Consider the following 15,013-nt stretch of genomic DNA (forward strand, 5'->3'; position numbering starts at 1 on the left):
AAAATTTCATGGTGAAGCCTACTTGCTTCAATAATTAAATTCATGTTCATTTTTCCCAAGCCTGACAGCTATTTTGCGTTTAATATTTTTCAAATCCTTTATTGAAGGCAAAATGGTGTCCATCAGCTTTAAGTTATATTTTCTGCAAAAAATTGAAATAAAGAATATTCCGCAGATATTATAGGAAATAACGGACGAAGCTGCCGAGCCCTGTATTCCAAAGGGGGGGATCAAGAGAAAATTAAATATTACATTCGCCGCAGTTGAAGCAGACAGCACCGCAAGGCTTATTCCCTGCCTTCCGGTTGCTATAAACAGAGGATATACCATTTTGTATAAAACCATACCCAGAATTCCTGAAAATAATATAATTGTAACCGGATATGCCTCCGTAAACTCCCTGCCAAACAGTATAAAAAGAACAGGCTTCCCTAAAACAGCTATACCTGCAAACATTAATACGGTTATAACCACATTGATTTTTATGCACATGCAAATATCCTCTATATCGTCCTTCCTTGCATTCTTCGAAAAAAGAACCTCCTTAAAGGCATCCGAAATCAGCCACCCCTGCTCGGCAAGAGCCGCTCCCACACTGTATAGCCCAATCTGCTTATAGTCAGTAAACAGTTTAAGTATTATTACATCCACCCTGTAATTCAGCGTAATCATTAAAAGGGAAAGCATCGAAACAAAGCCTACGCCGATTGACTGAACAAGCAGCTTCAAATCAATCAATCTGAAATTAATTTTTATTTTGAAAAGAATAATTACAAACAGCAGCTGCAATACAGACTTAAGATACATCAGGCTTAATATTATATATATGTTTTGCCATGCGGTACAAAATATAATAAACAGGCACAAGGAATAAATTGCTTCCATATATATGTTTATACGGTTCCTCAGATTTATGTCTTCTACCATTACAATAAAATTAACCTGTTTATTTATAATCATAAACGGAATCAGCGTAAAAATTATAATAAGCTGCCATTTATTTTTGAATATGCCGCAAAGTATACCTGATACTATCAGATACACTATAAGCTGTAAAAAAACATTATTAATATATTTTGTTTGAAGCTCAGGGATATCTCTTCTCTTAAAAAGAGGATATGACTGGTATATTCCAAGATTTAAGAACATGGTGACAAGATTGGCAATGTTTAATATATAGATATATTCTCCTCTTAATGCAGGACCGAGCAGCCGGTTTATAAAAACCATATTTAAAACACCGAGAAATGCCGTCATAAGCTTTGTGAAAACGGAATATAAATACTGATTCCTTAATATTCTCCTTATCATAGCCTCCCGTACTCCCTGAACCATTCGGCAAAGCTCAGCAGCCCTTCCTCTATGGATATTCTTGGCTTAAATCCTATATATCCCGTCAAATCATCCAGCTCGGCATATGTAACCGGAACATCCCCCTGCTGCATAGGCAGATATTCCCTCTCCGCTTTCCTATCCATATACTTTTCAAGCAATAAAATCATATATTCCAGCTCAACCGGTCTGTTATTTCCGATATTGAAAAGCCTGTAGGGAGCATAGCTTGCGGCAGGGTCAGCATCATGCCTGTTCCAGCCTTCATTTGGCTTTGGCGCTCCCTTCCTTATCAGCCTGACTATACCCTCGACTATGTCATCTATATATGTAAAATCCCTTTGCATTTTCCCGAAATTAAATATTTTAATGGGTTTTCCGCTTTTTATTGCATCTGCGAAAAGAAAATATGCCATATCCGGTCTTCCGAAAGGTCCGTATACCGTAAAAAATCTCAAGCCCGTAACAGGCAAGCCATATAGGCTTGAATATGCGTGAGCCATTAACTCATTTGATTTTTTTGTCGCCGCATACAGGCTCATAGGGTGGTCAGCATTATCATGTATACTGAACGGTACTTTCTCATTTGCCCCGTATACCGAGCTTGAGGATGCATAAATCAAGTGCGGAATTTTGTGATGTCTGCAGCCCTCCAGTATGTTGAGAAAGCCTGTAATATTGGAATCTATATATGCTCTGGGATTTTTGATGCTATACCTCACTCCTGCCTGTGCTGCAAGGTTTATAACACAATCAAGCTCATTGTCCTTAAAGACTGAATTTATTGAATTGCAGTCTTCAAGGCTGCAAACAATCTGTGAAAAATTTTTATACGGTTTTAACAGGCTGATTCTTTGTTTTTTCAGGTCTACAGAATAGTAATCGTTTAGATTGTCTATGCCTAGAACATGATAGCCTTCCGTCAGCAATTTCTTTGACAGGTGCATTCCGATGAACCCTGCATTCCCTGTGACAAGTATCTTTTTCATGAGGCTCCCCCTGCTATATAATATTGTATAGCTTGCATTTATCCAGCTTCTTAAAAGTATTTTCATATAAAAGTACAACTTTCTCTTCAAGACTGGAATAAGAATATTCGGCAATCACTCTGATCCTTCCGTTTCTGCCCATACGCCTTCTCTCCTCCGGATTGTCTATCAGGTATTTTAATGCTTCTTTCAGGCTTAAAATATATTGATTATTATTGACTGCATCTATTTTTATGCCGCATTCGGCTGTAACGCTGATTGAAGGGCCCCCATAATTTGTCGTAACCACCGGCAGCTCACATGACATGGCTTCAAGTATTGATGTTCCGCCGTGTTCAATTAAGGTAGGCAGGCAAAAAATATCCGCTGCCTGGAGTATTTCCCTTACAGTGCTGTTTGTTACTCTTCCGGGCATATAAATATAGTTTTCAAGCTTTTCCTCCCGTATAAATTTACATATTTTCCCGTATTGACTGCCATCTCCCAGCATAATTAACCGGCTCTGAGCATACCCTTCCATTAAAAGCAATTTATATGCCTTAATTAGAAGCATACAGCCCTTTGACAGCTCCAAGCGGCCCGAGTATACGATATTCACCGTTTCCAAGCTTTTTTCTGAACAAGGTGCAAACTTATCTGTATCAACAACCGTGTCAAATAACTCAACAGTTTTATAGTGAATAGCCTCCGGTAAATTCTCCAGTAAATATTTGGTTCCGATAAGTATCAAATCGCAGTTGTTATAGTACCTGTTCCATTTTTCATTTTTGCGGATACGGCTATAGTAATTATTTCGTAAAATATATTTTAAGGTTTTGTAATTTTCAAACCCTTCGGGAAGCTTCAAGCCTCCCCCAAGAGGGCCTGCTATTATGGGCTTTCCATAAATATATAAATCATTGCAGGAATAATGGCCTGAAGGCGTGAGACAGTGAATCAAATCAAATTTATCCGCATTATTTTTATCTATTATTTTTTTTACTTTTTTTATAAACAGACTGTACTGTATATTATGTGCATGCAATTTACACAGGATATCACTCAACCTTTCAGGCATATACTTGCAGCACAATAAATCAATCCCATGAATACTGCTTTCCAAGCCCTTTTTGTGTCTTATGTCTGTTATCAAAGTTACCTTGTAGTATTTTGACAATATATTTACCCAGTTAAATGCAAACATTGCTTCAGAGCCCCTTGTTGGATTGCAGTCATAAGCGACTATCAATATTTGATACATACTAACTATTATTCCTTTCGCTGTGCTCAAAGCATAGAACTCGCCTGCTTAGTCACAAAAAATGATGAACTGCCCTTACTGCCGGAAAATGCACTATACTTGCGGTTCATGTCACCGCCCTTTTCTGCTTCATAAAAATAGTCCCTTGCCGAATATATCATCCCTGCCAGAACCCAAAATATCTCAATATAAAAGTTATTATTCGTAAGATTATGTGTAAGAGTTGCTATAAATGCTAAAAAAGCAAAATCATATATTTTTCTTTCTGCTGAAAGAAGCTTAAATATTTTACATCTGAGGCAGCTTATAATAGGACCGAATATAAGCATAAAATTTGCCGCAACCCCAAACAACCCCTGCTCTGCCCATATTTGAAGCAAAAAATTGTGTACATTTACACTGTCTGTTTGAGCAAGCCCGAATCTATAAAATTCATATCTGAAGGCATCATAGCTAAAGGCCATATTACCCAGCCCAATTCCTGTAAAAATATTGGTATAACCTGTCTTTAATGCAATCAGCCAAATTGCGAAATGATACCTTGACGACTGCTCCTGTGTGTTGAAGGTCTCCAGTATTCTTTCCTGCACATTTGAAAATAAGCTAAAAAATATACCGCAGGCTAAAACCGCCGCTATAACTATAGCAATATTCTTAACATGATCACCGCTCATAACAGAAAGCAGATGGACAACAAGCAATACCAGCAGGCCTGCCCTGGAATATGTAAATATCATCGTAAGAAAATTTGCTGAAAGCAATATGTAAAAGAATACCTTCCTCTTGCCGGAGGTTACCCTTATCATATAGTTAACAAATAATGACTGAATTAATACCTGATTTGCAATCGCAGTCGCACCAAGGCCTAGAACTCCATTCAGCCTCAATACCTCTGTTCCCGATTCCATCAGAGTGTTAGTACTGAATAAATTTGTATTTGCATATATCCGTCCATCCGGCAAAAGATAAAAAGACGGAATAATAACCCTTCCCGAAATATAGCTTGCAATACATATAGCTACCAGCAAAATATTTGAAAGTAAAAACATCCTGACTGTCTTTTTGAAAAAAGCAGGCTCTTTTGCCTTATTATATACTGTGTACATTATTAAGAATAAATATATATACTGCAATATCTCCTTTATGGATCGGTTAATATTCACAGAAAACAGGCAGGTAATAAAAATCACCGCTATGTATAGTATAAAAACAGCATGTGCCTGCTTATCAATTCTCAAGCTGCTTTTGGAAAGCAGCAGCTTCTTGTTGCAGGCTGCTTTTATAAATACAGCAATAAATATAAATACCCATAGCAGCTCCACAATTCTGATATCTGCTAAATTATTCATATATGTAAACATATATGAAAAGGGAGACAAAAAAATTGCAAATAAAATTATATTGTCAAAATTTATTGCAGGTCTCATTTTTATCCTCCTAAAAAGATTGTTTTTGTAAATCTGTTTTTTGACAATATCAAGCTGCCTGCTGTCAAAGGTATCAGCATTCCCAGAATAAATGCCGCGGCTATTGAGGCAATTGCGTTTACTCCCGCAGCTTCCGTCAAAAAGGTTACCGTAACAAGCACTATATAAGGATTATGCAAGTAGTAAATAAATACCGTCCTTTTCCCTATATAGCTGAAAGCAGAGTAAATCCACGAATTATTCCGGCTTGATAAGCTATATAATATAAAAACAGCTAATAATGCACAAATAACCTTTAAGCTGTAATTAATTACTCCCTCAGACCTTGTGTACAGCACATAGGCAATCACGTAGAGCACTGACAGAATTATGCTCAATAAAGCATTTGCTTTAAAACTTATATCTTTTATATATATCCCCGTAAACACGCCTGTCTCGTAATAAATCCACATTACAAGAAATCTTTTTAATACAAACATTTCATCTTTAATAAACATATTAGCCATGAAACCCAAGCTGAGCACCAGCAAAAGGAATAAGGCATTTATCTTCCTATTGCGGATAACATTATGAAGCAGATATGAGACAACAGAAATAATACATAATATATATGCAAACCACAGCACATTGCCTGTGCGAACATCATATGCCAGTATTCCCTGCATCAGGCGTACAGGCTTCAGACTTATATTTTCCTGAATCTTGTATACATCAATAACCTTCAGCAAATAATAGAATATGTATAAAACAAGTGACCAAGCTGTATATGGTATAAATAACCTTCTGATTTGACGGCCGATATACAGCTTGCACCTGTCAGCGCTGTATGGCCTTAGCCCTTGTATGTAGCCTGATACTATAAAAAACAGGGGCATATGAAAAGTATAAATAATATCCTTAAGCACTCCCACAACATAATATCTGCCTGCAAGTGCCGTTGTGAAGCAATGTCCCAGAACAACCAATGCAATGCCGATTCCTTTCAAAAAGTCTATATCTTCGTTATGCTGCATATGCTCCCCCCCGGAATACTATTTTAAAATCAGCCTAAAAGCATAATCGGTCCGGAATAGCTACAGATATCTTAATGGCGCGGAGGCTTAAAGCCGCCGGTTAAAATTAAGCTTAAAATATTATGCAATATCAGTAACCTTGGCCATACCGCTTTCATATTTTCTTGTTCCCGGTCCGTATAATATATTAGCTACCAGCCTTACATCTCCGTTATGAATTGCAAAGCCATATTGCTTTTCATTACTTGTTACAACTTTATTATTGCTGCATTCAAATTTGTATCCTGACAAGGAATTGTTATCCTTCACTTCAATTCCGCATATGCCCTTTTGAGGATCAAGGGAAATAACATTACCGGCTATTCTGCTTTCCTGTATATCACAGGAAATGCCAATTCCGCACCTATAAATAATATTATTTTCAGCAGTCTCGGGAGATGCTATTGCAGTTCTTGAACCATTTATAATATTTCTGTATGCTTTTCCATAACAAATTCCGGTGGCTAATTCTCCTGTTACTGTATTGTCATTTATACAGGTGGCATTATATACTGCCGTAGTGTTCACAAGCTGTCCCTCAGCGGTGATAATATTATCCCTTACAAATACATTTTCAATATTTGTGTCATTATCATTTATGTATATTATTTTACAGCTGTCCTTTGTACTTTTATCTATGGTAATTTCATTGCCTGAGATTACTACATTTGAAACTGCATTTGCTCTATTAGAGCCGCCTACGGTAATTGTATAGTTACTGATTTTTTCCGAATAAATTTTATTATTAAAAAATTTAATATTATCAACTGTTCCACAATAGCTATTCTCACTTGGATAGGTTGAAAGGACCTTGGCATTATTGTCTGAATAATCCTTGAACTCACATTTTTCCACCTCAATATTTCTAATATTGCCTCTGCTTGAATACACAGCCATAATTTCGTCATCGGAATCCTGTTTAAAATTGCAGTTACTGATTGATATGCTTTCGGTAGCATTTCTGTTATCCTTATCTGAATTGGTTAAATTTCTTACCCATATACAGCTGCCTTTGTCAGCACCTGTCATATTTTCAAACGAGCAAGCTTTTATTTTTATATTCTTGCAGCAGCAAAACAAATCTACCAGTGTAATCATGCCGTCACTTGCCTTGTCTGAAACAAAGCGGCAATTCAGAATATTGCCTCCATTTACATTAGCCAACACCAGAATAAATTTAAAGGCATTATTTTTACCTTGCTTCAGCTCAAATGAAATACCGTCCACAGTAATATTCTGAGCCGAATTTTCGTCAAAAATCCTTTTATGGCTGTCATTAACTATACAAGCCGCCACATTATATTCATAAGCGGAATTTGCCGTATTGCCTGCAAAGGAAATTTTTGTCCTGCCCTTAACTCCTGATATTTTTATATTCTTTCCCTTAATACAAAGCTGCTCCTTACAAAAAAAATTACCTTCCGGGATGCTTATTTTTTTTTCATTACTGAATAATTCCTGTAAATATTTAGTATTATTATTTGCTTCAACAGTAAAGCCTTCATCCTCATAATACTTCCCGTCAGCTTCATTGTAATAGTTTGCATTTCCGATATTGCTTTGCTTCTGAGCTTCGTTCAAAGCAGAAGAATTTATCATAAGGCCTTTTAATATATTGGGATATACGCTTTCACTTTTTGCATGTAAATAAATTACGGAAATGAAAAGGATGCATATTAATATTAGAACCTTTTTACGCATAAATTTTAAATCTACACCGCCCTCTCACCTCTGAGCAAATGCTCCCCGGCTATGGAGCCCTGTCCGATTATCCTTCTGCCTATTGACTCATAAATAAAGCCATTTCCTTCTGCCTCCTCAAGCTTAAAACAATTTCTGCCGTCAAGGACAATGGGCTTTCTCATAAGCAATTGAAACCTTGACACATCCATCAGGACTATTTCAGGCCATTCTGTTAATATGAAGCAAATGTCCGCATCCTTGAGAGCTTCCTCAATTGAGCCGCAGTAGCTTATTTCCTCCGGGTATGCTTTTTTGAAGTTATCCATCCCTACCGGATCCCATGCCTTAATCTTTGCTCCGTCCTCTAAAAGAATAGGAATATTTTGAAGTGACGGCGCTTCACGAAAATCATCGGTTCCGGGTTTGAAAGTAAGGCCCAGTATTGCGACTGTCAGATCACGAAAGCTGTCATAGTATTTTCTGGCTTTTTTAATAAGCTTTATTTTCTGATTTTCATTTACATCAATGGCAGCCTTAATAGTCTTTAACTCACAATCATTGAAATTAGCAAGCCAATGCAACGCCTTTGTATCCTTTGGAAAGCACGAGCCTCCGTACCCTATGCCTGCCTTCAGAAAGCGGTTCCCTATTCTCGGGTCAAGCCCCATGCCCAATGCGACATCCTCCACATCCGCACCGATAAAATCACATAGGTTTGCAATCTCATTTATGTAGGAGATTTTTAAAGCAAGAAAATCATTGGAGGCATACTTAATCATTTCGGCGCTTCTTCTGTCTGTGACGACATATTCCTGACCAAGCCTGTCATATATATCCTTGAGCACCTTTTCCGCTTCCGGTGAGTTTACTCCAATAACAATCCGTGAAGCTTTCATTGTATCCCTGACAGCCGTTCCCTGCGAAAGAAATTCAGGATTATTTGCAATTTCAAAATGCCTGCCGGTATTTTTAAGCCGTACAGCCTTATCCAGATTGTCACCTGTTCCTACAGGCACCGTAGACTTTATAACTATAATACAATCTCTTTGCGCACACTCAACCGCCTGCTGAACAGCTGCATATACGCATTTCAGATTTGCCGAGCCATCCCTTTTTTCGGGTGTTCCCACACAAATAATCACAGCCTCACTATCCCTGTATGCCTCTTTATAATCAGTTGTAAAGCTGATTCGCTCTCTGTTTCTGATTAGCATTTCTTCGAGTCCCGGCTCGAAAATTGGCATTATGCAGTCCTGCAGCTTCTTTATTCTTATACTGTCAATATCATAACAGGTTACGGCATGCCCCGTTTCAGCCATGCAAGCTCCTGTGACTATGCCAACATAACCTGTTCCGGCGATTGTTATCTTCATTTTTTATTTCCTCCCCGAAAAACACTTTTAAAGCCTCAAGACGATAAATTATCAGAAATATGCTAGCGTTGACGGCTGCATCGTTTATTTAGCAGCCATCGGTAATTGCCTTTCAAGCAATCCCTTCTTAACCTTTGCGCTATGGAAATATCCGTATGAATTTAAATATTTTCTGTAATCTCTTTTATTGATTTCGTTAATAACTACCCCTAACAAATTTACATTTGCTTTTTCCAGTTTTTCTTTTGACCTGCCAATCGCTGTAATATCTGTTTTCCCCATTTTTGCAACCAGAATGGCAGAGTCAGCCTTTGCAGAAATTAGAACAGCGTCTGATATTGAATCAAGGGGAGGAGCATCAAATATGGCATATTCGAATTCTTCCTCCAAGCTCTCAAGCAAACGGTCAAATCTTTCCGAGCAGATAAGTCCTATAGGGTTTAATGCTATACCTCCATTTGGTATATATCTGAAGCCTTCAACATCCGTACAGCATATTATTTCCTCATACCCGGCATTATTGCATAAATATTGAGAAAGCCCCCGGTTGCTTACCTCCCTTGGTATTGATGCCAGAGCGGCTTCCTTTCTCATATCGGCATCGACCAGTACGGTGCTTTTCCCCCAGCCTGCCAATGTCACAGCAAGGCTTATTGCAACAGAGGTCTTGCCCGCCTTAGGTTCAGAGCTTGTAATTACAATGCTGCTTATTTTTTTATTTTCCGATTCCATATAAAGGTTTCCTGAAAGCATTGAATATGCATCCCTGACTGCCTGATTCTCCTGTATACATGCTTTAAATGCAATATTAGGCATTGGCTTCCTCCTCTACCTGACACTATATTTAGGGATAGCTCCTATAACCCTGATCTTCAATGTTTTTTCAACATCATCAGCATATCTGATTTTAATGTCAAACAATTCCCTGAAATATATGAGAGAAAATGCAATTGCAACTCCAGCGGCAAAGCCAATCATGATTTTCTTTGATGCTTCATTATTTATTGGATATTCAGGTATCTTAGCCTTATTCAATACTCCGATTATATTATTGTTGGTCAGATTCCTCAGCTCAGAAATAAATGCCTCGGTAACTGCATTTGAGATATCGGCGGCTGTTTCTGCATCATTAGCCACCGCACTTATGGCAATAACACTGGATTCATTTTTTTGAATTATGTTAACCATACTAATAAGCCTCTCCTGAGAAAGATTATATTTCCCCAGAAGCTTATTTGCAGAAGCTATTACCCTTTCACTTGTCAGAACATATTGATAATCCATAACCAGCTGTCTGCTTAAGGATACATCCTGATAATTTATGCCCTTACCGCCATTCTCAGTATTATTTTTATTCATTGCATATATTGTTGTCTCAGCTTTATATACAGGGGTATTCCCGATAATATTCAAATATGCGGAACCGCCTCCCCCTAGCACTCCTAACAGAATAACCAGCCAAGTCATTCTTTTTATTGAATTTAAAAATCTATTCAGTTCCATTTTGGTTTCGCTCCCATCCAATTTATGTAAAAGCAATGCTTCGCCCTTCGGAATCCTTTTCATATTCCAACAGCCTTCTGCCTTCAAGCCGGTAATAATTATCGCCAAAAAAGGATTCCTTCCGGCTTTGAGCTCTATATGTTCTTCCTCTCCTCACCTAACGCCGAAACAGCAAGGCTAAGATACAGAATTATTATGCAGGTTGTATCATTGTCACGCAAAGCTCTACGGTTCTGGGCTGCCCCATGAGGTCAACCAATACCTTTACTCTTCCTTTTCTCCTGTCAACTGATTGTATTAAGCCCTCTAAGCCATATAAAGGGCCATCTGTGACCTCAATCTTTCCGCCTTTTATATAAATATTTGAATATCCGACAATATCACCCTCAGATAACAACTTACTGATAAACCATATTTCATGCTTGTAGATTTCCTGCGGACCGGCACTGTCCTTAAGGAATCTGATAACTCCCGGTATTCCTGTTATTAAATTATATGCCCTGCTGCTTATCTGTCCGTTTAACAGGACATATCCGGGGAAAAGCGGTCTAATCCGCTCTTTCCATATACCTTCTTTTCTTTCTTTCATTTTTCGCTTTGGAACCAGTGCTTTAATTTCAGCCTTCATTATAAAATGAATTCTTTCCTTAACCCTGTCCTCTTCTCCGGTAGCTACAAATAATGCATACCATTTCAAATCTTCATTCATCCTTCTGCTCCAATAATATTCTATGTATTATTGTTAAATGCAGCTTTTTTTATTAATCCTGCAATTTGAAATTATACTCGGAAAAATTTATTTGTAAATTTAATGCTTTCGCCATTTCCCATGTAATATGTGACTTCTTCAACATTAAATTTTTAAATAATTTAAAATTGTGTTATAAATTTGGTAAATAGCCGTAATTATTTGATGTAAAGAAACCAAGATTCAAAACATGTTTTTTACTATTAAGACGGAAATAATATATTAACTCAAACTACGCTGAAAGCCGGCTTGAAAGCAATATTTGCCTGAAAGAGAGTATAAATGCTGTCGCGGTATTCCCGCCGGTAAGGCTTCAGCTGTAATTGCCTTTGATTAAAAAAGCAAGGTACGGATAATTCACAGAATTTATCCGTACCTTGCTTTTTTATAATACCCGTATGATTTTCAATATTTATTCAAGCACATCCACAGCCTTTAAATATACTGTATCTTCCGACTCAGACAAAGCCTCCAGCTTATCATTAAGAAGACGCTGGGTGCAAAAATCCAATACACCATAGCCGTAAACCTTATTGTCCTTCTGAAACCTTGTAAGAGCCTCAGTCGTCTTTTTGTCCAATATATTATCCGGCTCATCAACATCATAATTGAGCAGCTTCAAAATACATTCCGCATTGTAGACATCACTGCAGGCAGTTCCAAGTGACGGCTTGACCGCAATATAAAGCTGACGGATTTCGTTTACCTTTATTCCGCCTGCCTCCTTGCTGCCCTCACTGACATTTATATCAGGCTCAATGCCTTTAAGATCAATGCACTCGCCATTAGGCGTGTAATACATTCCCATGGTCATTTTTGCCCAGCCTAACAAATCACTTTCATATGCATCTTCAAACATTGAGGCATTTACCGTTTTATTCTCACTATCCTTGTTAAGCCGCTCATATGCTTCCGGTGACAATATCGGAATAAAGCTCTGCACCTTTGCCTTTCCGAAGGTTTTGTTTCCGATTATAACTCCCGCACCGGTATCTTTTATAGCTCCTGTCAATATTTCGGACGCACTTGCTGAATTTTCGTTTACCAAGACAGCAAGCTTATATTTTATGCTCTTCAGCGATGAATAATACTCCTCATCCTCCATTGCTTCATCCTTAAAATCAAGCTTTGTAATCAGTCCCTTGGGCACAAATAACCTGCCCACAGAAACCGCCTGATCCAGAAGTCCTCCCGGGTTATTTCTCAAATCCAGAACAATATTTGCAATACTCTTGCTGTCAAATTCATTCAGAGCCTCTTTCACTCCGCTGTAAGTATTCGCAGAAAACATATCAATCAGAATATATCCTATATTCCCCCGTATTTCATAGCTGACACTGGGAACATCAACCCTTGCCCTGGCAACCTCAACCTCATCCTTTATACTCTCTTTCAGTATTCCAAGCTTTACCTTTGTTCCGGCGGTTCCTTTAATATTTGAAATAACTTCATCAATCTCCTTCTTGGCTGCTGATATTCCATTAACCTCAGAAATCTTGTCACCCTTCTGAATTCCTGCTTTTTGCGCCGGCAAACCTTCAAATACCTTTACAACAGTAACATAGTCGCCAATCTTCTCCACAACAATGCCGACTCCCTCTATTTCACCGCCCAGTGAATCCATAAAGGAATTAAATTCACTCTGCTTATAAAATACAGAATATATATCAAGGGCCTCAAACATCCCCTCAACAGTAGGCTTATTCAAAGCCGCGTCTGTTATGCTCCCGCTGTATTTCTGCTTTATCAGCTTTCTGACACTATCCAGATAATCATCACTGAACCCAGTCTCCTGCTGCTGTATCTGAGCTTGGGCAGCAAATACATCCGTTCCCCAAACCATAAAAATTATCATTATCGACAGTACTGCCGCTGTAATCCTCTTAAAATTTTTCATTATAGTGTCCATGTTCAATACCATAAATAAAGTCAATTACTGTCACTGCTGCGTCTTGAACCGTAATTGACAATAGTCAGAATATACAAGTTGAAATGGACTAACACCTCCCATATAAATATTTTATAACAATTTTTGTATATATTTTATTAATAGCTGATAAGCTTATCCATGTATTCACTTCTGATTCCGCTGTTCATATATTCTATGTATGCCCTCATCATATCAGCGGCTTTTGCCTTAGTAACCTTGGACGCAGGATAAATATACCCTTTTGCATCCTCTTCAATCAGTCCTATCTTCTCCGCAACGTACATCGAAGGTCTTGCAAAGGAGGATATGCTGTCATTATCCACAAAGCTTGTCACCGGTGCAGGATTTGGTGCCAGCCCGTTTAAGCCCAAGGAATTTATCATCATTGTAACTGCCTCCTGCATTGTTATCAAATTGCCTGGTCTGAACTGGCTCTTTCCGTTGCCCCACACGATGCCCCTTGTTGCCGCCTCATTAATAGATGCAAAAAATGTATGATTTACCGAAACATCTGTAAATAAAGAAGTAACCTCGGTATTCTTTGTATTGGAGCTCTTCTTCTTTGTTACAAAAACCGGATCAATCGGAACTGCTTTCGCGACATTTACAAAGGCATCGACAAATTCGGCTCTGCTCATATATTCCTGAGGGTCGAAAGTTGCTGCATCCTCATTCTTAAATGCCTCCAGCCCAAACAAAAGAGTAATGCTTTCCTCCGAGGGATGCCCGCTTATCTGGTTCAGATTCGGAGAAATCAAGCTTATCTGCGTTGGAAAGCTTTCAAGCTTCAAGCTGTTGGTGTATGTATTAACCTTGGTGGTAGGAGCCTTATTTTTATCCAGCTCACTCAACTTTGCGGTATATTTTAGAATATTCTCATTTTTTTGTGTTTGCACATAACCGCCTTCAACACTTGTCTGTTCCGCAATGCTCTCATCATATTTCAGCTCCTTTTTTGTGGTGGAGGAAATGTCCAAGGTCACCTTTCCTATATTCCCGACCGTCTTGCCCGGCTTGCGCTGTGAAATAGTCTGCTCTATTTTTTGCGCCTCCGCCGAGCTCCAGTATTCATCATAGCCCGAATAGCTGCCTGAGGACTCCACTACAACGGTATCTGTATTTTTAGCGGTATCAATATGATATGTCTTCTTGCTTCTCAAGGTTCCGTTATAGTAATTGACCGCAGGCTTCATGTCAATAAGATTCGACTTTGAAAGTACATAATCATTTGTACCGGCTATAATATATTTAGTACCGCCCACTGTTGCTGTTTCCGTGGCTTTTGTCAATTTTGTGGATTCTGTCTTCTGCCCGTTATCCTTGGGTGTAATCGTTGTAACATAGGTAAGGGAACGAACCAGCTTATTATCTCCGTTAGCCAGTGAATATGCGTATGTTGATGTCAATGTCTGGGTACTGTTTTTTGTATCCTCCTTGTATTTTTTTGATATAGTAACCGTTCCGCTTAAAATAATTGGAACACCGCTCAAAAAGCAAGGCTCCTGATACTCATACTCAAATTTGCTTGATGCTGTGGCAGCGGCGGCTGGAGCCTCTCCTGATGAGATACCGCCGTCATATCCGCTGTCACCCTTCCCTGCAAACGTTATACCCGGTACCGCAAGAGTGATAATCAACGAAAATACCAAGCCTAAGCAGGTATATCCTTTTACCCTAAATTTTTTTGATAAGCTACGCAAAATATTCAGCCTCCATTAAATTTATTTACTCAAACC

At 38.4% G+C, this 15,013-nt stretch carries 12 protein-coding genes; all 12 read right to left on the minus strand.

Annotation, left to right across the window (positions count from 1 at the left end; translation table 11 throughout):
• Positions 1-27: 27 nt before the first annotated feature.
• The 12 genes from LY28_RS03460 to LY28_RS03515 all read right to left on the minus strand — a co-directional run bounded on the left by LY28_RS03460 (position 28) and on the right by LY28_RS03515 (position 14,977).
• Complete coding sequence (locus LY28_RS03460; protein ID WP_165835483.1) at positions 28-1,311, minus strand: oligosaccharide flippase family protein; 1,284 nt, start codon at positions 1,309-1,311, stop codon at positions 28-30.
• Positions 1,308-2,321: an NAD-dependent epimerase gene (locus tag LY28_RS03465; RefSeq protein WP_110460780.1), complete on the minus strand. Its 1,014-nt coding sequence runs from the start codon at positions 2,319-2,321 to the stop codon at positions 1,308-1,310. The genes LY28_RS03460 and LY28_RS03465 overlap by 4 nt, the downstream gene beginning before the upstream one ends.
• Before the next feature lie 13 nt (positions 2,322-2,334).
• Positions 2,335-3,591, minus strand: a complete 1,257-nt coding sequence (locus tag LY28_RS03470) for a glycosyltransferase family 4 protein (RefSeq protein ID WP_110460781.1) — start codon at positions 3,589-3,591, stop codon at positions 2,335-2,337.
• Positions 3,588-4,988 (minus strand): O-antigen ligase family protein, encoded by a 1,401-nt coding sequence (locus LY28_RS03475; protein ID WP_110460782.1) that lies wholly within the window; start codon positions 4,986-4,988, stop codon positions 3,588-3,590. The genes LY28_RS03470 and LY28_RS03475 overlap by 4 nt, the downstream gene beginning before the upstream one ends.
• Positions 4,989-4,990: 2 nt before the next feature.
• Positions 4,991-6,001 carry an acyltransferase family protein gene (locus LY28_RS03480; RefSeq protein ID WP_110460783.1) on the minus strand — a complete coding sequence of 337 codons (1,011 nt, stop codon included), beginning with the start codon at positions 5,999-6,001 and terminating at the stop codon, positions 4,991-4,993.
• Between the two features lie 120 nt (positions 6,002-6,121).
• Complete coding sequence (locus LY28_RS03485) at positions 6,122-7,639, minus strand: glycoside hydrolase family protein (protein ID WP_133250174.1); 1,518 nt, start codon at positions 7,637-7,639, stop codon at positions 6,122-6,124.
• A gap of 113 nt (positions 7,640-7,752) precedes the next feature.
• Positions 7,753-9,096: a UDP-glucose dehydrogenase family protein gene (locus LY28_RS03490; RefSeq protein WP_110460785.1), complete on the minus strand. Its 1,344-nt coding sequence runs from the start codon at positions 9,094-9,096 to the stop codon at positions 7,753-7,755.
• 84 nt (positions 9,097-9,180) lie between these two features.
• Positions 9,181-9,912 (minus strand): CpsD/CapB family tyrosine-protein kinase, encoded by a 732-nt coding sequence (locus tag LY28_RS03495; RefSeq protein WP_110460786.1) that lies wholly within the window; start codon positions 9,910-9,912, stop codon positions 9,181-9,183.
• 12 nt (positions 9,913-9,924) lie between these two features.
• The gene (locus LY28_RS03500) at positions 9,925-10,707 is read right to left on the minus strand and encodes a YveK family protein (protein WP_110460787.1); all 783 of its coding nucleotides are present in this window, start codon (positions 10,705-10,707) and stop codon (positions 9,925-9,927) included.
• A gap of 85 nt (positions 10,708-10,792) precedes the next feature.
• On the minus strand, positions 10,793-11,308 hold the full coding sequence (gene loaP, locus LY28_RS03505) for an antiterminator LoaP (protein WP_110460788.1): 516 nt from the start codon (positions 11,306-11,308) through the stop codon (positions 10,793-10,795).
• Positions 11,309-11,759: 451 nt separating this feature from the next.
• Positions 11,760-13,244: a S41 family peptidase gene (locus tag LY28_RS03510; protein WP_110460875.1), complete on the minus strand. Its 1,485-nt coding sequence runs from the start codon at positions 13,242-13,244 to the stop codon at positions 11,760-11,762.
• A 149-nt stretch (positions 13,245-13,393) separates the two neighbouring features.
• Positions 13,394-14,977 (minus strand): S-layer homology domain-containing protein, encoded by a 1,584-nt coding sequence (locus LY28_RS03515; RefSeq protein WP_242981136.1) that lies wholly within the window; start codon positions 14,975-14,977, stop codon positions 13,394-13,396.
• Positions 14,978-15,013 lie beyond the last annotated feature (36 nt).

The sequence above is a fragment of the Ruminiclostridium sufflavum DSM 19573 genome (genome assembly GCF_003208175.1).
Classification (GTDB): domain Bacteria; phylum Bacillota; class Clostridia; order Acetivibrionales; family DSM-1351; genus Ruminiclostridium; species Ruminiclostridium sufflavum.